This window comes from Leptospira ainazelensis (assembly GCF_016918785.1).
Classification (GTDB): Bacteria; Spirochaetota; Leptospiria; order Leptospirales; family Leptospiraceae; genus Leptospira; species Leptospira ainazelensis.
Window position 1 is genome coordinate 96,810 of sequence record NZ_JAFFPT010000032.1, and the last position, 21,062, is coordinate 117,871.

The following is a 21,062-nucleotide window of genomic DNA, read 5'->3' on the forward strand; positions in this document are numbered from 1 at the left end:
CCGAGAAAACCGCAATTCATCGTAGATAAAGATTTAAGGTTCTCCGTTTCTAAACCAATTCTCAAGAGAAGATCCATCTCGGATTTTTTATTTGACCAAGGAAAACTGCCCGAAATACTGGTTTTCATAGTAAAATTGCTGCCTTAGCTCAATTGGTAGAGCATCTGATTTGTAATCAGACGGTTGTGGGTTCGATTCCTATAGGCAGCTAATTTCTCTTCGGGTAGGTACTCAAGTGGCCAACGAGGGCAGACTGTAAATCTGCTGACTATGTCTTCGAAGGTTCGAATCCTTCCCTGCCCACAATAGTTTTTCCCTAATTTACAAAAATCTAATCATCAAAAACGAATCCGAAAGAAGGATTCGAAGCTTTTGAGCGAAAGCGTTTTGAGCTTCCATAAGAAGCGAAAAACGCGACACGAATCCACGATAGGTTTTGACCCATAGGGAGAAAACTGCTGAGTTTCTGGATGAGTGAGCGAAAAAGACGCCGTGGAGCTTAGTCGAGCACGACGCGAGACTGCGTAACGGCGAATCCTGCAACACGACCCATAGAGAGTGTTGCACTGAGTTCAGCCACGCGCCTGCCCACAATAGTTTTCCCCTAATTTAAAAAAATTGAATATTCAAAAACAAAGAGAACCAAAACAAAAACTCTCTAAACCGAAAAATATGAAAGATTCTTTTTCCAAAATTACATCGGAAAAAGAATAAGAAGAATCAACGTTGGAAATTCAATTTCCTTCCGGAACATTCGCCTGAACATTCTTCCAATCCAAAGAATAAAAACGATACTTTCCGTCGCCGGAAAATCCCTCCGCAAAAAAACGATTCAAAGCTTTGCGATAGACAAGGTTTGTGACTTGAAGAGATTCTTCGGAAGTTTCGTTGCGAAAAACAAGACGTCCCGGGATCGAGTTGTAAGAAGAATTTGCAAAAACAAGACTCCATTCTTCTTGATCCGTATTAAAAAGCGGACTCTCTAAAATTGCTTCCGAGGAAAATCCTGAAAAGGGAACACAATTCTGAGGTTGTATTAGACCTTTCTTAAATAACGAGGAACGGCCTTGTTTGCAGAGAAATGCCGGGTTTGCCGAAATAAAAAAAGTAACTTCGGATTTTCGATAATCCCAGAACGGAGTTTGATTTTTATCTCCGCTAAAAAGTTTTTCATCCAGAAGTTTCGCATAACGCGAAGAATTTTCGTTAGAATCCTCCGGATCCGAGTCCTCAGTCTTCTGAGAAAAGCCTTTTCCCAGAAGATATTCAAAAACCGGATCGGGAGAATCCGAATTTAAAATCCGAATCGCCTTCAGAAGTTCTTGTCCGGGATGACCGTCCTCAAAGTTTTTAAAACAGATCCTATTTAAGAGTTCCTCGGATTCGTCTCCGGGAGAAAATCCTTTTACGATCTGCGCGCAGGCTTCTTGTTTTCTTCCGGATGCAAGAAGTGTTTTTGCGGTTTCAATCTTTCCTCTTTCCTTGTTCCCGTAAGAACTGCTCATCCAAAAATAACGAGCGGAAGAATCGAACTTCCCCAAGTTTCTCAAAAACTTTCCGTAGAGATATAAAAGATCCGATTTTCCGTCTTCGCTTAAGGATTTTAATTTACCGCCGGCGTAGATTCTTTTATAAGCGCTTCCACGATCCGAATGAAGAGTATAACTGATTCTCAAAGCGAGAGAAGTTTCCGGATTTAGGACGTTTCTCATCACTCCGAATGTGTGAATCTTTTCCCAGCCGTCGTAATCGCCCGTTTTGATTTTTACCGCATAACAAGCCTTATAGAGCGACGAGTTTTCTTTTTTCGAAAGAATTTTGAATAAAAAGGGAAGTTCGCTAGCGGGCAAAACCGTCGACGTTTCGATCGATTCTTCCGCCGATGTTTCCGGTGAATTTTCTTTCTGAGTTTGCTCTTGAAAAAATGGATCGGGATCGGGGATCGGCCTGCTGCATCCTGAAATCACCGAGACCAAAGCGGAAGGACTTACGTTCAACCCCCCGGCGAGTTCTGTGACAATGGACGGATACTTTCCTTTTTTATCAGTAATCTTTCCGGAACGGCTCATGATCAAAATCGCCGGAATGTATTTGCGATATTTTTCGTAGAGAAAAAAAAGTCTGGAAGAAGCCGTCTTTCGAATATCCGACTTCTGAGAAGTGCGAAGCAATTCTTCGTACAATGGAATCGAAAAAAGAGGATCTTCTTTTTCCATAGCATACGCGTCCTCGTAAGAGACGGATTCCAAATTCAAAACGAAAATCAGAAAGAAAAGAATAAATCCAAGACGTTTAGAATACATTTCTGAGAACTTCCCGTTTCGCGTCGCTTCCGTGATTGAGAGGACAAACTTCGGAAGGCACCGTTCCATTCTTAAATAGTTCTTTTTTGGAATGTTTGCAGGATGGGCCGGGAAGTTTTCCGGATTCTTCACAAACGGTCGCGGTGATCGCGTGTTCGGTTACGGGATATCTTCGTTTTAATTCTTCCGCGTCTTCCGCAGACTCGAATACTTTCGCGACCGCGCCCCAAAGCGGAGCCGCCACAGTTCCGCCTAACGCAGACGAACCGAGTCCGAAACTTGGATCGTCGTATCCAAGCCAGATCGCCATAGACAATCCCGGTTTGACTCCTACGAACCAGTTGTCTCGGTTGTCGTTAGTAGTTCCCGTTTTTCCCGCGACTTCTCCTTTGTATCCGTTGTTTCTTACGCCGGCAGAGTTGGCGCTCCCGTGAAGAAGATCGATCATAATCTCCGCAACTTGCGAAGATAAAACCTTTCTCTCTTCCGGAACTTTTAAACCGAATTCATCCGTCGCCTTTCTTTCATAGATGATCTTTCCGGAACGATCGGTTATCTTTTGAATCAGATAAGGACGTTTGATCGACCCGTCGTTTGCAAACGCAGAATATGCGGACGCCATTTCCAGCGGTGAAATTTCCAGAGAACCGAGAGCCAGAGAAAGATCTCCTCTAAATCTGGATTGAAGCATCTTAGAATCCGGAAAGAAAAACTTTTGGAAGAATTCCTGAATTCTTGAAATCCCGAGTTTTTCAGCGATCTGAACCGCGGCCGTATTTTTGGATTTTGCCAAAGCTTGTCTAACGCTGATATCTCCGTCGTATTGATTTCCGATATTTTCGGGCATCCAATTTCCGGTTTGATTTCGATAGATGAGAGGGGCGTCCAAAATTCGGGAAGAAGCATTGATAAGTCCGTTTTCTATCGCCGCGGAATAAAGAATCGGTTTGATAGAAGATCCGGTCTGACGTTTCATCCCGGTCGTTCGATCCAGCTGGTTGTCGGCTTTAAATTCGGATCCACCGTGCATCAAAAGGATTTCACCGGTGGAAGGATCAACGGCGACTAACGCGGCTTGGAGCCCTGACTCGTTAGTATTAGAAAAGGAATCCGTATCCATAAAAAGTTCGAGAGCCGGAGAAAGATCCTGAACGTATTTTCTAAATACCGCGGTCTCGCTGGAATTCTTATTGTCCGTGAGTTTTGTCTTTCGAACGAGTCCGTTCTTCTGGACGTTGTCCACGTAAGACTTTACGATTTTTTGAAGTTCGGCTTGGACCGGTTCCGCGATCGTAGTATAGATCGAAAATCCCCCGGTCTCATAGATATTGGAATCGGGATAGAGAGAATTTAAGAATTTTCGAACGTGCTCCGTAACGTAAGGAGAATGATCCCTTCGATTCCCGAAAACGGTTTCTCCCGGAGAACGCATGTGAAAGGAAAGATAGAGTTCGTCCAACTTCGTCTTCGGATTTTCTTTTAAGATTTCGTCTTCTCGAAAGGAGTGAATGATCGCATTGACCCTTTGCCTGGAAAGATCCGGATTTTTCAGAGGCGAATATCGATTCGGCGCGGACGCCAAGGAGGCAAGGACGATCATCTCTTCGGTCGTGAGTTCGTTCGGATTCTTCTTAAAATAAAATTCCGCGGCGCTCGAAAATCCGAAGGCGCCATGCCCGAGATATACGTTGTTTAAATAATATAAGAATATTTGCTTTTTCTCATACGTATATTCGAGCGCGAATGCGAGTTGCGCTTCTTTGATTTTTCGTATCAGACTTTTTTCGCGGTCGTCCAAGAGGATTCTCGCGAGCTGTTGTGTGATCGTGGATGCGCCTTGTTTAAAACGAAAACTCGTGATGTTTACGAGAATCGCACGCGCGATGGAAAGATAATTGATTCCGCTGTGGGAAAAAAAACGTCTGTCTTCCACCAGAAGAACGATCTTTTTGAGATTCTCGGGGTAAGCGTCCCATTCTAAATTGCTAGTCTTTTTTGCAAAGATCTCGGAGACCTTTTTTCCGTCTCTATCATAGATCACGGAAGGCTGGTGATTGTAAAAAAGAGAAATCATCTGTTGGAGTTCCGACTCTCGAGAAATGACCCCCACCCAAAAAACGATCATTCCAAAAAGGAGAAGAGATATGACAACGCCGGCGGAAAGCAGGACAAAGTTGGGAAGTCGAAGACGATGAGAAGACATTTGGTCCCGAAGTCTTTCTGCTAAGGTTTTTACCCGGGGTTGATCGTTCTCTTCGATCTCCCTTCGAACTACAAAAAAAGGTTTTTCCTCGAAGGAGATTTTTTCCCGACGAAGAAGCGGACGTTCGTCGCCGAAAAGAGGATCGGGAATCGGGCTTTTTCGTAAGCTCCGGAACTTTTGCGGGAGTTCCCGCAATTTTTCACGGAACAAAGTCCTGATCTGCACAAAAGAGTTCGAAATTCTTTCTAAGAATCCCGGACCGGAAGGTTCGGGATCTTTTTGTGGAGCGGAAATCGGTGGAGTTCCCGCATTTTGAAGTCCCACTTCTCTTCTCGGGAGTTCCGTCGGTCTTGGAGGATTGACTGTGGGAGAGGAAACGATCGGATCTCGGGGGGGCAAGGGTGGAGGAGAAAGTTCCATTCTCACCAAAGCTTTATGGCCGCATTGATAACAAGTCAGGCGAAAGACCGAACCCGTAGGAACTCCTTCCGGCAATCGCGACGCGGTCCCACACTCAGGGCAAAGAAATCGAGGACTTCTTAGAGTTTGAATCCCTGTCTCCATCATCCTCTTAATTGTCGGAGGATCTTCTAGATCCAGACAAGCACTTAATTCTCTTTTTCTTTCCTTTCCGTAACGACGGTAAAATCGTTTCCGGTGAGGGTCTCTAAAGGAATCGATTCTTCGGCTTTGAGAGGAAACATCGAAACCGAAAGCACCTTAAAACCGAGCTCCCGAAGTCGATATGTGACGCCGAATCCTTCGTCGCTATGAAATCTTCCGTTGATATGAACTACCTTTTTCCCCCGGGTCAAAAACGCGTTCGCAATCGCATCGCTCATCCCGGCGTCCCAAAGATACTGCGCGTCTATAAATTTCCTTTGTAGAGTTTCATCCGAATGAGCCCCCGGATGTTCTTTGAGAGTATTTTTGATCTTATTCTCATAACCTTCTTGGGAGAACTTTCGAACTAGATATTTCGGAGGCAAAAAAACGGAACGAACCGGAAAGAGAGTTTCGAGCCCGGAAGAAGAAACCAAATTCACGTATTTCCTCGGAACGTTGGAAGCGATTACTGGAATCCGATGTTCCTTTGCGTATTGTAAGAATGGATGATAGTCTCTGAGATGATTGGGCCAGAGTTTTAAAGAATTGAAAAAAGCCTTTTCTCCGATTTGACCGGTTAAATATTCGTCGAGGGTCTTCTGTTGATCCCTCTCCAACATCTCCAAGGAAAGAACCACCTCGTTTAAAGCGGCGATTTTTTTAAACCATTCCAATCGAATCTTGTGACCTGCGATGTCGTCGTGTTCCTCTCCAAAAATTAGAATATCATAATTTTTGAATGAATCAAAAATCATATCGGGAGTCGCGATCATTTTGGTCGACCCTTTCCGGATGGAAGCGGCTCGAGGAACCTCTTCCGTTTTGAGAATGTCTTCAGCTCGAAGGGAAGAAAAACTCAAAACAAAAAGAATCGAGCCGAAAATTCCCGAACAAACTTTGAATTTAGTATTCAAAAGAAAATTCTTACTTGAGAAGAGATTCTATTTTTTGAAAAACATCGGCGCTGTCCGGCTCCACCGCCGAAAGATAACGAGCTTCGATCTTTCCATCCTTCGAGATCAGAATTTTCTCGAAGTTCCACTGCACTTCTCCCGGGATCGGAGAATTTTGAGTAAGATACTGATAAAGCGGATGTTGGTCTTTTCCCTTAACGGAGATTTTGGACATCATATCAAAACTCGCTCCTTTTTGAATTCTACAAAAGGTTTCGATCTCCTTGTCCGAACCGGGCTCCTGGCTTCCGAAGTTATTCGCGGGAAAACCGACGACGACAAATCCTTGGTCCTTAAACTTTTTATAAACTTTTTCGAGATGTTCATACTGATACGTGTAGCCGCATTTCGAAGCAACGTTCACAACCATAACGACCTTTCCCTTGTATTTCGAAAGAGCGATTTCGTTTCCCTTGATATCCTTTACTTTAAAATCGTAAAAGCTTCCTTTTGCGAAAGTTCCGGCGATTGGAAAAAGAATTCCAAAAACAAAAAATAGAATGAAAAGTTTCGACTGCATGGATGATACCTTCTTGGAAAAGAGTTTAAATCCCAATCCGGTTTTGTATCAATCGTTTTTCAAATCTTTGATCCCTTTCGGATTTCAAATGAGAATTCCAAACCGGTTCAATCGATCACTACTGAAATTTTACCGAAACTTCTTCCCTCTTCCAATTTTTGATGAGCGTCTCCGACTTTTTTCCAGGAAAAGGTTTCAGGATCGACGACGGGGTGAAGAATTCCCGCTTCTGCAAGTCTGGATATTTCTTTTAGAATTGCACCGTGTTTTTCCCTCCCTTCGTTGTACAAAAGAGGAATCAGCATAAAGACGACGGCCAAATCCAAACTTTTAGAATGAGCCTTTCCGAGATCGAACGTTCCGGACGCGTTGATCGTAATCGCCTTTCCCTTTCTTTTAACCGCCGCAATCGCGGTTTCAAAACCGCTTCCACCGCCCGTGTCGAACGCAAGATCGAAATCCGAAGAACCGAAATGTTTCAGAGCGACTTCTTGAATCTCAGCTTCGCTTCTTCCACTCGCAGCCTCGGCTCCGAGTTTTAAGACGAGGTTCTGTTTTGATTCTCCCGTTGCCGTCGCCAACACTCTAGCTCCGGCCCAACGTGCGAGTTGAACCGCGATATGTCCGACGCCGCCCGCTCCTCCCGTAATCAAAATTTTATTTCCAGCCTGAAGATTTCCTTTTTCAAAAAGCCCTTCCCAAGCAGTAATCGATACCAAGGGAAGAACCGCGGTTTCTTCGAAACTCAGATTTTTAGGTTTTCGAGCGATCAACCTTTCGTCGGCAAGAATGTATTCCGCCAAAGCGCCCCCTGTTCCGATCAATCCTCCCACACAACCGAAAACTTCGTCCCCCTTTTTCCATTGTGAGACGTTATCTGCCACCTCTTCGATGATTCCCGAGACGTCCCCGTGAAGAACCGCAGGAAGTGCGGGTGCGATTGCCGGTCCGAACTTTCGAATTTTGTAATCCACCGGATTTACGCTCGTTGCTTTGACCCGGATCAAAACGTGACTCGGAAGAATTTTAGGCTTTGGTATTTCACCTTCTTCAAAAACCTCGGGACCGCCGAAACGACGGATGATCATTGCTTTCATAAAAACATTCTCCAATTGATTTTGAAAGAATTCTAAACTACAACGATTCTTTCCACAATGGCTTGAATTTGAAAGAGATTCTTTCTAAAATGGAAAGAATGAATATTGAGAGTATTTTGGATTTAGAGTTGTTCGAAGCCGTTTGTGTTGAGGGCAATTTTGCGAAGGCCGCGAGAAAAACCGGATCCTCCCTTCCGACGATCAGCAAAAGAATCTCGAGGTTGGAAAGGGCTCTCAAGGTGACACTTTTTGAAAGAACCACAAGGACGATCCGACTGACGGAGGCGGGAACTCGATTTCGACTTCGGGCTGAAAGAATTTTGACGGAACTCCGAAACGCCGAAAAAGAAGCGGTCTTTGAAAAAGAACTCAAAGGGAAAATTAGAATCACGGCCCCTGCCCCCTTCGCGACTCGGGTTTTGCCGCCCATTCTCGCGGAGTTTCGAAACCAGCATCCCGAAATTCAGTTGGAAGTCGTTTTCGGAAATGAAAAGTTCAACCTGATCGAAGAACGTTTCGATCTTGGAATTCGAATTATGAAACCGATTCGAGGAGAACGTTGTAAGTTGCTCTTACCGAACCGGATCGTCGCGGTAGCCTCTCCGAATTACTTGGAAAAAGTAGGAACTCCCTCTCGTCTTGCCGATTTGGAAAAACATCCGATCCTTTTCGTAGACGAACAAGCAAATGTAAGAATTCCCGAATTAAAAAAGACAATCTCCGAATTATCGAGTGATAGAGGAATCCGCTCGAACAACGGATCCTTTCTCGCAGAATTTATCGCGAGAGGCGGATCCGGAATTCTTTTTCGTTCCATCTGGGACGTGGAAGAACAGATCGAATCCGGAAAAATTAAAAGAATCTTTCCAAGTTTTCATTGGAAAACCGAGGCCTCCGTCTGTCTTCTCTTCCCGTCCGGGGAAAAACCGCCAAAACGAGTTCTCCGATTTGGAGAATTCTTAGAATCCAAAATTTTTCCGGGAAAGATCGGCGGTTCTTAAGGAAATATTTTTCTTAAAACGGATTCGGGTAACAAAGAAGCCGCGACAAAAATTCCAAAAACAAAGGCCGCGATCGCAAGACCCAAGGCGGGAAAAAATCCCAAGGGTTCGCTTCCCCTTTCGATCAAATAGATCGGCGAATCCAAAACGTATCCCATGTCCTTATAAATTTTCTCGGATTCGCTATCCAGGGAAGTATCGTTAAATCTTCCTTCGATCGCAAAGGCGGGTGAAGAAAAATAAGTTCCGTTGTCGAGTTCTTCCTGAGTCACGGCGCTATCCTTAACGATCACTTTGACGTGTTTCGATCCGGCTTTGTCAAGAGTCGCGACCGGATAGGTGATGTGTTGGAGCCGATCTTTTTTTGTCGAGATCACGTAGTTGTTTGCGGGAACCACTCCGTCTTTGATCTTGATATATCTCGGAATTTGATCCGCAGGTGTAGAAACGAATTCGGCAAATGTGAATTCGGTCTTATTTTTTTTTGCGGAATGAAACTTCATGTCGGGAACGGCGATTCCCAAAATGACGAAGGCGCTCAAGCCCACACCGCCGATTCGATACAGGATCGAAAATCGGTTTAAAAATTGAATCCCCTTCAATACGATGTTCATTCTAATCTCCTAATATTCTTTGTTGATTTTGCAAAGAATAACGCAAACTCGAAAAAAGGTCTAATTCTTTTTAAACGACAGAGGAGTTTCGAGGAAATAAAAAAAGAACCGAGACTTCGGAAAGACCCGATTCTTATCTTTATCAAAGTAGGGAAATGCGAAACGGGCGGTCTTTAGACCGCGATCCCTTCAAAAAAAGTAAGAATATTGGAATCGTCTTTTTCCAAATGATCCAGCGCTTGTTCGATAACGGACTCCAAATAATAAGCGTAGTTCTTATAATTTTTGAGAAAGACCTTTACTTCTTCCACACGATCCGCGGGAAGTTTGTCTTGAACGATCAATTGAAATAGGGCGAGAATTCCGAACGCGGATTTAAGAGGATCCGAAAGGGAAGCGATTTTTAAAATTTCATCCGCGTCCACTTCCGCAAATGAAGGAAGCAAATCGGTGATCAATTCCAAGGCGCCGATCGGAATCTGTCGGTCCAAGGATTTTACGTAATTGATGATGGCGCGATAAGCGCGACTATCCCCGACTCTGGAAAGAATTTGAACGACGCCGGAAAGAAATCTTTTGTGATAACCCCAGGAAAGTCTTCCGGAATCCGCGTCCCTCATTACCTGATATAAAAAACTCCAGACAAACTTATCGTTTTCGATCGCCTTATCGGCAAGCTCGGAAAGCCATTCGTCAAACGCGGGGTTTTCCATTTCTTTGGAAAGAAATTCCACGAGTTCGGTCGGATTTCTTGTTTCAGGCATGTGGTTCTTTTTGCGCATAGGTTCACGATTATCCACTAAAGAAGATTCCTTTTCCATTCTTTTTCTTGGGAAAATAGACGGATTATATAAAAAAACTAATACAGAAAATAAGGAAAGAATACCGGTTTCGAATCCAAGAAATCTATCCGCAAAGAAAAAGACGAATTCTAATACATTCTTAACATCGCTTTGCAATCGCTAACGCAGAAATGAAACCGGACTCTTGAAATTCTCCCCCGATCCTGCATTCTAATTTGTAAGATGAAACCGAACACAAAAAGGATTTCCTTTCTCATTCTTCTATTAGCTCTTTTCGAAGAACCTCTCTTCTCTAAAAAGTCCGAAAATCGAATCGTTTATTTCGAGGATTCAATGGAAGAATCCGAAATTCAAAAACAAAAAAAGGAGAATTCCATCCGTAAAGAAATAAAGTCCGCATCTAAAATTCAGTTTTCCGCGGAACAAAAAAGCGAAGTCAACTTTTCCGCCGATGAAAACTTCGCCAAACCGGAAATTCTTAGACTGGAAGAAGAATGGAACCGGTATTCTCCTGAAAACCTAAAACAATCCGCGATCAGACTAAGAACGTTAGGCGCCATTAAACATAAACTTCGGGATTATAAAACCGCCATTCGATTCTACGAACAATCGCTGAAGATCCAAGATCGATTGGGAGAAAGGGAAGATAAGGAATACGCTCTGACATTGTATCTGAAATCCATCGCCCAATTTAGAATCGGGCAAAATTGCCAAGCCGTGATCAGCGTTCGTACCGTGATCGAAATCTACCGTTTGCTGGGAGATATCGATTCTGCGATTCAAGCCGAAGATTCGTTGAAAAAATACTCGAGTTTCTGCGTGGAAAAATAAAAACGTTTTGACAATGGAAGAATCCGACTTGAAAGATAAGGATGGCTTTTTTTGTTATGAATCCGCTCTCAACTCAAATTTTTCAGGATATCTATCACGCTTCCCAATCCGGAAGAATGATAACGATGGGAGATTTGGAAATCAACACCGCGAAATCCGCCTATCAACTCAGACCTCATCTGGAAGATCTAAAAGAATCCAGTCTTGTCGTCGAACACCCGGAAGGTTTCGAAATCGCTCCTTCCGGAAATCATTATTACCAAAGCCGCTGGGGTTGAAATTTTTCCGGCGCCACGTTTTAAAAGAATTCAATTTTTATAATTTAAGTTTTTATTAATTACTTAGAAAAATCCGGTTTTGAATTCTTATCCCGATCAAAAATCGAACGAAAATCCTGGCTTTCCAAAAACGATCCCGGGTTGAATTCCGGCCTTTCGAATCTTAGAAATTCAAATTTTTAAAAATCGAGTTTTTTAATAAGAGTTTGTCCGAAACCTCGCAAGAAATCGTTTCTAACATTCGGTCAACACCGTAATAAAAACGTGAGAGCTCCCACAAATTTCGTCCCAGAAAAGGCCCTTTAAACCGTTTAACAAACTTGTTGTCGGTTACTTCTTCATTGGAGTTCCTACATTTTTAAGGTTCCGGGAAAAACTCTCAATGGACTCGATTTCCATTTCGGTAAAAACCTCGCGCAAAAGTGGAAAGAATCCGTATTTTTATTTTTAGTATTTGATTCTTTTGAAATTTTTCCGATCGGCGGGACTTCAAGTTTTGACTTTTTTCTCTTCCGGTTTACTCCGATTCAAAAGAAAGACCGCCAGCACAGCAAAAAATCCTCCGATCGTCGTGGTAAAACTCGGGATTTCACCCAAAAAAATCCAACTCCCCAAAAGAGCAGTGACCGGAACCAAAAATATAAAGGAACTCGCAACTCTCGAACCCAACTTCGAAGAAGCGAAAAAATAAACCGTCGTCCCGAACGTCGTCGAAATTACGGCCAGATACAAGATCTGAATCCAAAAACCGAAACCTGCGTAAAGAGCGTTTGTTACCCCGTAAGGGATCGCGAGAAAAAAATCCAGAGCCGTTCCGATCGAAAAAACATAAAAACTATAAACAAGCGGTGAAATATTTTGACCCGTGCTATGACTGTTCATACTCAATAAGGCCCAGCTAAACGCGCAAAGAAGAAAGAAAATATTTCCCGATTGAAACAAGGAGTGCCAATTCAAATTCCAAATCTGAAGTAGAATACAACCGCCGATCAATCCGAGAATCAGACCGATCGCCTCTCTTCCCGCGGGTAGTTTTTTCTGAAACGAGTGAACGAGCACATAGGTGAAAATCGGATTCATCGTCGTAACAAGAACCCCCCCGGCTCCGGCGAGACCGTTGTTCAGACCCAAAAAAAAGAATTGGTTGTAGATCGTATAAAGAACTCCACCGATAGCGACTTGAAAAAAAGTCCGATTATCCGGCAGACGAAAGGATTCCTTTCTCCAAATTACTATGGGCAAAAGGGAAACGGCGGTCGCCAAAAATCTCCAAAAGATGATTACGTTCGGGTGATAATCTGCAACGATCAATTTGGCCGAAGGCCAAGCAAAACCCCAGGAGATCATAGAGATCACTAATAAAAAATAAAATTTTGCGCTAGTCTTGGATTGCATAAAGGAGTAGCCCCTTTTACCAATCTCGGAAATCGAAAATCAGATACAATCCTTACTTCGGAATTCGCGCTTTTATCAAAACCGATCCTTCTCTTGGAAGAACAAGGATCGTTTTCAATTCAAAAAAAAGGAATCAACCCCGGGTTCGATTTCTATGTTCTTTTACGAGCTCGGGTAACTTTGCCATAGAAGAATGAATTCGATGCATCTCTAACGCGGGTTTTGCGGGAATTCCGAAATAGGCGACTTTTTCGTTGCTGTCTTCCGTTAGTCCGGACATTCCCATAAGAATGGAACCTTTCTTCATCGTAACCCCTTCTGCAACCGCAGCCTGACCTCCCATGATCACACCGTCTTCCAGAGTAACCGAACCGGCAAGAACCGTTCCACCGGCAATAAAAACATAATTCCCAACTCTACAATTGTGAGCAATATGAACGTGATCGTCAAACTTCGTATGATTCCCGACGGAAGTAGTCTCGATCGTAGCGCGATCCACCGTACAACACGCACCCATTTCCACATAGTCTCCGATGACGGAAGTCCCGATCTGCGGAACTTTGTAACGAACCCCGCCTTTGTCATAGAAACCGAAACCATCCGCTCCGATTACCGTATTCGGATGAATCAAATTATGTTTTCCTAAAATACAATCATACGCGACGATCACTCCGGATTTTAGAATCGTTCCTTCCCCGATCTTGGCGCCGCTTTCGATCACGACATTTGGAGAAATTTGACAATCGTCTCCGATTTCCACGTTTTCTTGGATCACCGCAAAATCCATGATCGTAACATTCTTACCGATCTTAGCGCTCGGATGAATGCTCGCCTTAGTCGAAATCGTAGGTGTTGTTTTCGGCTTTTTCTCGAAAAGGGAAAGTAACTCGATAAATTTTAATCTTGCTTGGCCTTCGGGTACAACCAGCGCCGAAGGAAATTCGGAGGCTAAGAGGGGAATCGTAAGAGCAATTTGAACCTGCTTCGCTTTTGGATTCGAGCTGAAATACTTCTTCGCTTCGAAATAGTAAATTTTATTCGCTTGAACATGGGAATGATTTTCGATATCGCCGACACCGATAATTTCCTGCTCGCCGTTTCCCTTTAAATCCAACCCGAGGGTTTTCGCTAAATCTTTGGCTTTCATGATAAGCAAATTTTTACGATCTAAAAAAAGGACTCAACTCGTTTTTTAGATTTCCTAATTTGTAAATAAACGATTCTCGATTATAGAATAATAAAAGTCACTCGAAGAGTGTTTTTATAAAACGATATTTTTGAACTTTCTTCAAACCGGACACCGTTCATTATCTTTAGAATAAAAGTTTGAACGCTGGTCGGATCTTTTTTTTTAAAATGATTTTCCTTTTCTAAAAAAGTTTTTCCGGAATGATCCTTCTCAGAAAACAAAAACGCTCCATCGCCTGAGAAACGATCGAGCGGAAAAGAAAAATTAAATTTTCAGACGAGCGATGATTCGAATTCTTTAATTTTTGATAAGAACTTCATCGTAAGGTCGATGTCGTCCCATCCATTTGTGATTCGTTCGACCAAGGACTCTGAAAGAGTAAAATGATACTCTTTTGTTCCGGCAACGAGGACTAACGTTACTAAATCGACAAAAATTTCGGCTCCTTCGTTCTCATTCACATACGTGAGAATTTCTTCCACTTCCTTAAGCGACAGTCGAATCAAGGCGATTCCGTTTTTGGCGCAATTACCGAAAAAGATATCCGCAAAAGAAGGCGCGACGATTGCACGGAATCCAAAATCGGAAAGAGACCAAGGCGCGTGTTCTCTGCTGGAACCGCATCCAAAATTCTCCCCCGTAACGAGTATCGAGGCGTTCCGATAACGACTTTGATTGAATACAAAATCGGGATTCTCTTCCAATCCGTCTTCATCCAAATATCTCCAATTGTGAAAAAGATGTTTCCCGAAACCGGTACGCTCTACCTTCTTCATAAATTGTTTCGGAAGAATTTGATCCGTGTCGATGTCCTTTTGATAAAGAGGAACCGCTATTCCTTTATGATTTTTCCAAGATTGACTCATACTTTTTCCTCCTGCAATTCGGAGACCGTTCCCAATCTCCCCAAGACCGCCGCGACTACAGCGCTTTCCGGACTGACCAGATGGGTTCTTCCTCCCCTTCCCTGTCTTCCTTCGAAGTTTCTGTTGGAAGTGGAAGCCGAACGTTCTCCCGGTTTCAAAAAATCATCGTTCATACCGAGACACATGGAACATCCCGGTAATCTCCATTCAAAACCTGCGTCGAGCAGGACTCGATCCAGACCTTCTTCTTCCGCTTGCCGTTTTACCCTTCCGGATCCAGGAACAACGATCGCCTGCACGTTAGACGAAACTCTTTTACCCAGAGCGACCTTCGCGGCCTTTCTGATATCCTCTATACGCGCATTCGTACAAGAACCGATAAAAACCTTATCGATTCTGACGGAATTCATCGTTTGTCCCGCTTTCAGATCCATATATTCCAAGGATCGTTTTGCTGCGGCTTTTGCCTCCGGATCCTCAAAAGAATCGGGATCCGGAACAACGGAGTTCACCGGAACTACCTGTCCCGGATTGGTTCCCCAAGTTACCATAGGTGAAACTTCACTTGCATTCAATACTACGGTTTTGTCAAAGACCGCATTGGAATCGGATTTTAGAGTTTTCCAATATTCAACTTTTCTATTATATTCTTCTCCTTTTGGAGAACGGTCTTTTCCCTTTAAATAGTCGAAAGTCGTTTGATCCGGAGCGATCAACCCCGCTCTTGCACCGGCTTCAATACAAAGATTACAGAGAGTCATCCTTCCTTCCATAGACAAGTTTCGAATCGTTTCACCCGCGTATTCGATTACGTAACCTTGTCCTCCATTCGTTCCGATTTTCCCTATCAGAAAAAGAGCCAAATCTTTTGCACTCACATCGGGAGCCGGTTTCCCAATCACTTGTACCAGAAGATTTTTTGATTTTTTTAGACGAATCGTTTGAGTAGCCAGAACGTGTTCTATTTCGCTGGTTCCGATTCCAAGCGCGAAAGCGCCGAACGCTCCGTGTGTGGACGTATGCGAATCCCCGCATACAATTACTGTTCCGGGTAACGTAAGTCCGATCTCCGGACCGACTACGTGGACAACTCCCTGATCCGGGTGATTGATATCCAAAAGCTCGATTTCAAAAGTTTTACAGTTTTCTACAAGAAGTTCCATTTGTTTTTGGGAAACTGGGCCCGCTCCGTCCCATTCACGGTTCCTAGTAGAAACGTTGTGATCCATGATCGCGAGCGTTCTTTCCCTTTTCCTTACGGTCCTCGCCTTTTCCTTCAGCGCCGTGAAAGCCTGAGGCGAAGTCACTTCGTGAAGGAGATGTCGGTCCACATAAAGAATATCTTCCTCTCCGTCGCGCGCAAGAACCCTGGAATCCCAGATCTTATCATACAAAGTTTTACCGGTCATAATTCCCTCCGATAAATAAACCATAACAGAGACTAAACCATAATGCAAATAAATAGGATTGATTGACATTATAACTAAAAGTTATACATTGAAAACCGAATGGAATTTAGACAGCTAAGATACTTTCTGGAAATTCGCGACGCCGGCACATTTCAAAAGGCAGCCTCCAAGCTAGGTTTAACACAACCGGCGCTCTCACGCCAAATTTTTCTTTTAGAAAAAGAATTGGGCTATCTCGTATTCGAAAGAGGGCCAAGACAAGTCAGGCTTACTCATGAAGGAGAAATTTTCTTAGGTTACGCCCTCAGAATGAGGGAGTTGTGGGAAGAATTAAGATCAGGGATGAAAAAAACAGGAAACGAACTCTCCGGAGAATTTTCCATCTCCGCGGGCGGAACCGTGTCTGCGTGGATTCTTCCGGAAATTCTTAAAAAAATAAAAAAGGAACATCCTGATTTGGTCTTATCTGTAAGAGAGGGAGACTCCCTTGAAACAAAAGAAGCAATTTTATTAAACGAAGTCGATTTAGGAATTCTCACAGGTCCGGTAAACGAACCCGGTTTGATTTCGAGAGAATTTTTATCCGATAGAATCGTTCCGGTTGCCGTAAAAACTCATCCGATCTTCCAAAGGAAAAAACAAACGGTCAAAGACATAAAGGAAGAATCTTTCGTTTTCTTTCATCCGGCTTCCGCGATTCGTAAGGCGGTGGAAAAGAAGATCCGAGTTTTGGGAAAAGAATTTCGACCTAAAATCGGAATGGAACTCCGAAGTGTGGAGTCCGTGATCAAAAGTGTCGAAGCGGGGTTAGGAATCGGATTCTTATCCGAATATAGTATTTCACCCAAACTCAGGATGATTCCGATTTCGGAATTGATCGCCGAAAGAAAATTTTTTCTTTGTCATAAAAAGTCGATTCGTCCCGGATTGTCAAAATTGGCGGAAGAATTGGTTCGGGAGGCAAAAAGCCGTTTTAATTCCTTTGTATAGAAGAGTAAATTTAGAAATACATAATATTTTAATGTATGTGCTTTTTATTCAAACAATTCCGAAAATCCTTTCAAGGTCCAAAATACGGGATTCGAATCCGTACTGAAAATTGCTTTCGACTTGTAAGGATATCGAAATAGACAAAACCACATTAAGGACAAGAAGTCGTCTCAATCCTGATTTTCCAGTATGTCCCGTCTGCTCCGGGGAAAGGCCAGAAATTCTTCATATCTGAAATCATCAGTTTCACTTTTGCGGCTACCACCGGATCCGTTTGGCAAATTTGAATCAGCTGATTGTAATTGGACTGAGGCCCCATCAGACCCGATTTTATCTCAGCATAATCTTCCGCTACATTCGACGTCGCGTATGTTGTCACAAAACCTGGAACTGGATTATTAAACTGAAGTAATGCTGGCGAAGACCAATCGACACTTGCCGCATAGCCGACCGTATTGAATGCAACCCAATCGGAATGAACGCCCATGAGCATCCCGCGCAATGCGAAATCAAAGTTGTGAGTCATTTCATGGTTGATCGACCTATTAATATAATCGTCCAACGTCCCTGTCGCAACGCCAGCAATTACATTCATATAAATGCTGTTAGTAAAAGGATCCATTGTTCCTCCGATTGTCAAACCGCCTACGGCTAAATTTGAGCAAAGTATCACCCGTTCAACCTTACTTTTGATCCAGTAGCCTCTCGGGTATTTCGCGATTTGAGCCTGAAGAATTACTTTGTAATGATCAATATCCGCTTGTGAGTAAGTCGCGTCGCAAGTAATAGGACCGGACATTTCCCTGTGTGTAACAATCTCCACGTCACGATCGTAATTTTCCGCTCGATCCGGTTGGGGTAAAAGTAAGAATAAAAAGGATTCATCGATCGTTTCTTTTTCATGGGCACAGGCTGCAAATAAGAACAACGTCAGGATCGTAGTAACAATTCTTTGATTCATACTTTTGTTAAACAGATATGGGTTTGAAAATTGAGTGCAATTGATAACTTGAGATATTTATAAGAAGCCCCTTCGAACTCAAATCCATGCGAGAAAAGGTCTTGCCGTCCTTTTTAGAAAGTTAAAATGGAGTTCCCGCAAAATAAATTTATGAAATGGATCTGCCATCATTGCGATTATAAAAATCCGATCGACTTGCAAAACTGCGCTCAGTGCGGAAACACAAAAGGAGCAGACGTTAAAACGACGGATTCTTCCGTTACGATTTTCCAAAGAATCACAACGTTAGGCACTTTTGGTTGGATCCTAATCATCCTTCTCGGTTTAGCTGCGGTGATTCTGACTCCGATTTTGTTTATCGCGGCCATTTCCCATTTGGAAGGATTTGCAGGTTCGCTCTTGTTGATTGGCGGATATTTCGGAGCCAGGTCCGCGATCCGATCTCAATTTGGACCGCCCGCAAAAGCTGTCTTTATCGTCTTCTTTTCGATCATGGGTATGTCCTTGGATCAGCCCGGAAATTATTTATACAACTTTCCGTTTCGATATCTTTGTCCGAGTTCGGCGACGATACAAAGGTCGGTACAAATAAGTCATCCTTTGCCCGGAAGAACCGATATGACCCAGGCATTTTCCTGTTTTGATACGAGCGGAAAAGAAATCTCTCGCATTCAACTTCCCGCAATTTTAGGAATTCGATTTACGGAATATCTTCTCATCGCGGGAATACTTCTCTTAGTTCAAGCCCGCCTTTTGAGCCGCCAACGATCAAAGGAGTAAACATTAGAATTTTCTTCGATCGTCTAAAGTCGACGCTTCCAAAGTGATCCGTTGTTTTTCGATTTTCATAGAGGTCTTGACTTACAAAATCAAAACCTAATTCTTAGAAAAGAAAATCTCGATCAGCTTTTCTGATGTGGAACTAATTTTAGATCAAGCGAGCCTACTTACCTCTTCGTCAGTTACCTTGTAAGGACGCATTCTGCTAAAATCCATAAATAGTCCGTGAAATTTTGCGGAACAGACCAAGGCCCCGTCCGACTCCCTATAAAGGTCTTGAACAACGAGAACACGACTTCCTTTGTGCGGCTCAAATCGAGTCGTAAGTTTTACGTTTTCCGGATACTTTAACTCCGCTTTGTAATCCAATTCCGCTCTCAAGATCACGGGACCGACCTGACGTTTTCGAAGATCGTTCATATCAAATCCTGCGTCCTCAAAAGCGGCTCTTCTCGCCTCGTCAAAATAACTCTGATAGATTCCGTTGTTTACGTGTCCGTTCTCGTCCAAATCCACCCAACGAACTTTTAAGATATGAGAAAAAAGTTTTATCGGTTTTTCGTTAACTTGCTCTTTTTCTAGGGTATTCATAAAATCCTCCCAATGGTAGACCGATCGTTCTACCATTTAACTACTCTATAAAATGGTAGACAAATTTGTCTACCATTTTACGATTCTAAATATATTAAAAACCGGATTTTTCCGGAACGAACTCCTCCGTTTGATCAATGCGGAAATATCCAAAAAACGTCGCCGAAGGAAAAAAGCCGTTGGAAACAGCAGGACAACTTTTCGAAAAAAGAATTTAATGAGAATTAGGATTTTTTGAAATTCAAAGAATAAATTCGCGTAATAGAATAAAGCCGCTTTTTAAGAATCCGATTCGAGAAAGAATGAGGGAAATCTGAAAAATTCTCGTATTGCAACGTGAAAATCGTTCAATTTTAATCCTAGGAATAATAGAAAAATCATGAAAACTTTAACAAAACCCGATCAAACAAAAGATCGCATTCTGAAAGCTACGGTAAAACTCTTTTATGAAAGAGGTTATACAAATACAGGGATCAATGAAATCCTAAACGAAGCGGGCGCTTTTAAAAAAAGTTTATACCGTTACTTTCCCTCCAAAAAGGATCTTGGTCTCAGTTACGTCGATTTTCAAGAAGATGAAATTATCGGATTAGCGGAAGTAATGATGAAAAAATATCCGAAGTACAAAGACTTTGTTCTCTCTTGGATACGATTTTTAAAAAGAGGATTAAAGTCTACGTATCGTTTTGGATGTCCTCTCGCCAATTTTTCAAATCAAACCCACGATGAACCCGATTTGAGAAAAAGGGTTATCGAGTCTCTGGATCGCTGGAATCGCAGCTTTGGTTCCTATTTTATGCAGCCAGTCTGGCAAAAAAAGAAAAACCTGGATTCAAAAGCCGCGATCGAATATTCAGAAAAAGTATTATTCTTATACCAGGGTGCGATGCAACTCTACGGGGTCACTGGAAATAGAAAGTTTATAGACCGTTTGGAAACGGAATTGCTCCGATTGGAAGAATCCTAATCTTCCGTCAAAGATCCAAACTCATTCGAATCATGTCCGTGCACAAGATTCCATTTTCGTAGATCGGTTCCGGATAGTGTTTCGAAAAAAAATCCTTATCCACTCCTGAAATTCTAAATCCGCATTTCTGATAGAGGGCCAATTGAGAAAGACTTGAATTTCCGGTTCCAACTTCCAGAACTTTCATCTTCAATTCTTTCGCCTTTGAAATCGCATGCAGAACCAAAGTTTTGCCGATTCCCTTTCCCTGAAATTTTTCATCGACGGCTATGTTGACCAACTCCAATGTTTCCGGCCGAGTGTAAATCAATACGTAAATTCCGACCGTTTCCGTTTCCAAGGCGGCAACGTAACAAATTCCTCGTTTCAAATATTCTTTCACAAGTTCTTCGGAAGGATCGGCGGAAAGAAGTAAATTCCAGGGAAGTTCCGTAGAGTTCGGATCGATTTTTGTAATTTTAAGATTCATTTTGTTTTGACGGAAATGGATTCAAGTTTTCTTCTTTGAGGCAGGAATCAACCGATTTCGGATTCTTAGATTCTTAAATGATAGATTTTTTTTGACCTTTGAAAACGATTTGAAAAACGGCTTACACAACAAAGGAAGATACGTAAATCCTGTCCAATAATTCGAGTGGATTCTATCGGAAATACCAAACTCTTGGTTTCCCCGTTTTGGACGGCTTCTTATTTCAAATAACGTAA

20 protein-coding genes and 2 tRNA genes are annotated in these 21,062 nt (G+C 42.8%); 8 read left to right on the forward strand and 14 right to left on the reverse strand.

The window, feature by feature from the left end; genetic code table 11:
- The first annotated feature begins 137 nt into the window (after positions 1–137).
- Both JWG44_RS08965 and JWG44_RS08970 read left to right on the forward strand, forming a co-directional pair.
- Positions 138–210 (forward strand) — tRNA-Thr (locus tag JWG44_RS08965).
- An 11-nt stretch (positions 211–221) separates the two neighbouring features.
- A tRNA-Tyr gene (locus JWG44_RS08970) sits at positions 222–303 on the forward strand.
- Positions 304–734: 431 nt separating this feature from the next.
- On the opposite strand, the gene JWG44_RS08975 is transcribed toward JWG44_RS08970, so the two are convergent.
- From JWG44_RS08975 to JWG44_RS08995, 5 genes are all read right to left on the reverse strand, one after another.
- Positions 735–2,303: a hypothetical protein gene (locus JWG44_RS08975; RefSeq protein WP_205274611.1), complete on the reverse strand. Its 1,569-nt coding sequence runs from the start codon at positions 2,301–2,303 to the stop codon at positions 735–737.
- Complete coding sequence (locus tag JWG44_RS08980; protein ID WP_205274641.1) at positions 2,293–5,070, reverse strand: transglycosylase domain-containing protein; 2,778 nt, start codon at positions 5,068–5,070, stop codon at positions 2,293–2,295. Before JWG44_RS08980 ends, JWG44_RS08975 begins: the two co-directional genes overlap by 11 nt.
- Positions 5,071–5,114: 44 nt before the next feature.
- Positions 5,115–6,026, reverse strand: coding sequence for a ChaN family lipoprotein (locus JWG44_RS08985; protein WP_332460782.1), 912 nt, complete (start codon positions 6,024–6,026; stop codon positions 5,115–5,117).
- A gap of 10 nt (positions 6,027–6,036) precedes the next feature.
- Positions 6,037–6,585: a glutathione peroxidase gene (locus JWG44_RS08990; RefSeq protein WP_205274612.1), complete on the reverse strand. Its 549-nt coding sequence runs from the start codon at positions 6,583–6,585 to the stop codon at positions 6,037–6,039.
- Positions 6,586–6,692: 107 nt separating this feature from the next.
- Positions 6,693–7,682, reverse strand: a complete 990-nt coding sequence (locus JWG44_RS08995) for a zinc-dependent alcohol dehydrogenase family protein (RefSeq protein WP_205274613.1) — start codon at positions 7,680–7,682, stop codon at positions 6,693–6,695.
- Positions 7,683–7,780: 98 nt separating this feature from the next.
- Here JWG44_RS08995 and JWG44_RS09000 point away from each other — a divergent pair, with 98 nt between their 5' ends.
- Positions 7,781–8,683: a LysR family transcriptional regulator gene (locus JWG44_RS09000; protein WP_205274614.1), complete on the forward strand. Its 903-nt coding sequence runs from the start codon at positions 7,781–7,783 to the stop codon at positions 8,681–8,683.
- Here the strand turns inward: JWG44_RS09000 and JWG44_RS09005 are convergent.
- Together JWG44_RS09005 and JWG44_RS09010 are read right to left on the reverse strand one after the other, a co-directional pair.
- A complete protein-coding gene (locus JWG44_RS09005; RefSeq protein WP_205274615.1) occupies positions 8,680–9,297 on the reverse strand; it encodes a hypothetical protein in 618 nt (205 codons plus the stop codon). The genes JWG44_RS09000 and JWG44_RS09005 overlap by 4 nt on opposite strands.
- A gap of 173 nt (positions 9,298–9,470) precedes the next feature.
- Complete coding sequence (locus tag JWG44_RS09010; RefSeq protein WP_205274643.1) at positions 9,471–10,079, reverse strand: hypothetical protein; 609 nt, start codon at positions 10,077–10,079, stop codon at positions 9,471–9,473.
- Between the two features lie 243 nt (positions 10,080–10,322).
- On the opposite strand from JWG44_RS09010, the gene JWG44_RS09015 reads away from it, so the two are divergent.
- The gene (locus tag JWG44_RS09015) at positions 10,323–10,931 is read left to right on the forward strand and encodes a tetratricopeptide repeat protein (protein WP_232371571.1); all 609 of its coding nucleotides are present in this window, start codon (positions 10,323–10,325) and stop codon (positions 10,929–10,931) included.
- Between the two features lie 56 nt (positions 10,932–10,987).
- Positions 10,988–11,209 carry a hypothetical protein gene (locus tag JWG44_RS09020; RefSeq protein ID WP_069609078.1) on the forward strand — a complete coding sequence of 74 codons (222 nt, stop codon included), beginning with the start codon at positions 10,988–10,990 and terminating at the stop codon, positions 11,207–11,209.
- Positions 11,210–11,698: 489 nt separating this feature from the next.
- Here the strand turns inward: JWG44_RS09020 and JWG44_RS09025 are convergent, their stop codons facing one another.
- From JWG44_RS09025 to leuC, 4 genes are all read right to left on the reverse strand, one after another.
- Positions 11,699–12,604, reverse strand: coding sequence for a DMT family transporter (locus JWG44_RS09025; RefSeq protein WP_205274616.1), 906 nt, complete (start codon positions 12,602–12,604; stop codon positions 11,699–11,701).
- A 133-nt stretch (positions 12,605–12,737) separates the two neighbouring features.
- On the reverse strand, positions 12,738–13,751 hold the full coding sequence (gene lpxD / locus JWG44_RS09030; RefSeq protein ID WP_205274617.1) for a UDP-3-O-(3-hydroxymyristoyl)glucosamine N-acyltransferase: 1,014 nt from the start codon (positions 13,749–13,751) through the stop codon (positions 12,738–12,740).
- A gap of 314 nt (positions 13,752–14,065) precedes the next feature.
- A complete protein-coding gene (leuD, locus tag JWG44_RS09035; RefSeq protein ID WP_205274618.1) occupies positions 14,066–14,659 on the reverse strand; it encodes a 3-isopropylmalate dehydratase small subunit in 594 nt (197 codons plus the stop codon).
- A complete protein-coding gene (leuC, locus tag JWG44_RS09040; RefSeq protein ID WP_205274619.1) occupies positions 14,656–16,068 on the reverse strand; it encodes a 3-isopropylmalate dehydratase large subunit in 1,413 nt (470 codons plus the stop codon). The genes leuD and leuC overlap by 4 nt, the downstream gene beginning before the upstream one ends.
- 99 nt (positions 16,069–16,167) lie before the next feature.
- On the opposite strand from leuC, the gene JWG44_RS09045 reads away from it, so the two are divergent.
- Positions 16,168–17,058 carry a LysR family transcriptional regulator gene (locus tag JWG44_RS09045; RefSeq protein ID WP_205274620.1) on the forward strand — a complete coding sequence of 297 codons (891 nt, stop codon included), beginning with the start codon at positions 16,168–16,170 and terminating at the stop codon, positions 17,056–17,058.
- Positions 17,059–17,209: 151 nt separating this feature from the next.
- On the opposite strand, the gene JWG44_RS09050 is transcribed toward JWG44_RS09045, so the two are convergent.
- Complete coding sequence (locus JWG44_RS09050; RefSeq protein ID WP_205274621.1) at positions 17,210–18,019, reverse strand: LIC13305 family lipoprotein; 810 nt, start codon at positions 18,017–18,019, stop codon at positions 17,210–17,212.
- 150 nt (positions 18,020–18,169) lie between these two features.
- On the opposite strand from JWG44_RS09050, the gene JWG44_RS09055 reads away from it, so the two are divergent.
- Positions 18,170–18,799: a zinc finger Ran-binding domain-containing protein gene (locus JWG44_RS09055; RefSeq protein ID WP_205274647.1), complete on the forward strand. Its 630-nt coding sequence runs from the start codon at positions 18,170–18,172 to the stop codon at positions 18,797–18,799.
- Positions 18,800–18,952: 153 nt separating this feature from the next.
- Here the strand turns inward: JWG44_RS09055 and JWG44_RS09060 are convergent, their stop codons facing one another.
- Complete coding sequence (locus JWG44_RS09060; RefSeq protein ID WP_205274622.1) at positions 18,953–19,390, reverse strand: acyl-CoA thioesterase; 438 nt, start codon at positions 19,388–19,390, stop codon at positions 18,953–18,955.
- A 379-nt stretch (positions 19,391–19,769) separates the two neighbouring features.
- Here JWG44_RS09060 and JWG44_RS09065 point away from each other — a divergent pair, with 379 nt between their 5' ends.
- Complete coding sequence (locus tag JWG44_RS09065; RefSeq protein ID WP_205274623.1) at positions 19,770–20,357, forward strand: TetR/AcrR family transcriptional regulator; 588 nt, start codon at positions 19,770–19,772, stop codon at positions 20,355–20,357.
- A 7-nt stretch (positions 20,358–20,364) separates the two neighbouring features.
- On the opposite strand, the gene JWG44_RS09070 is transcribed toward JWG44_RS09065, so the two are convergent.
- Entirely contained in the window at positions 20,365–20,826 is a 462-nt protein-coding gene (locus tag JWG44_RS09070; protein WP_205274624.1) for a GNAT family N-acetyltransferase, read from the reverse strand.
- Between the last annotated feature and the right edge of the window lie 236 nt (positions 20,827–21,062).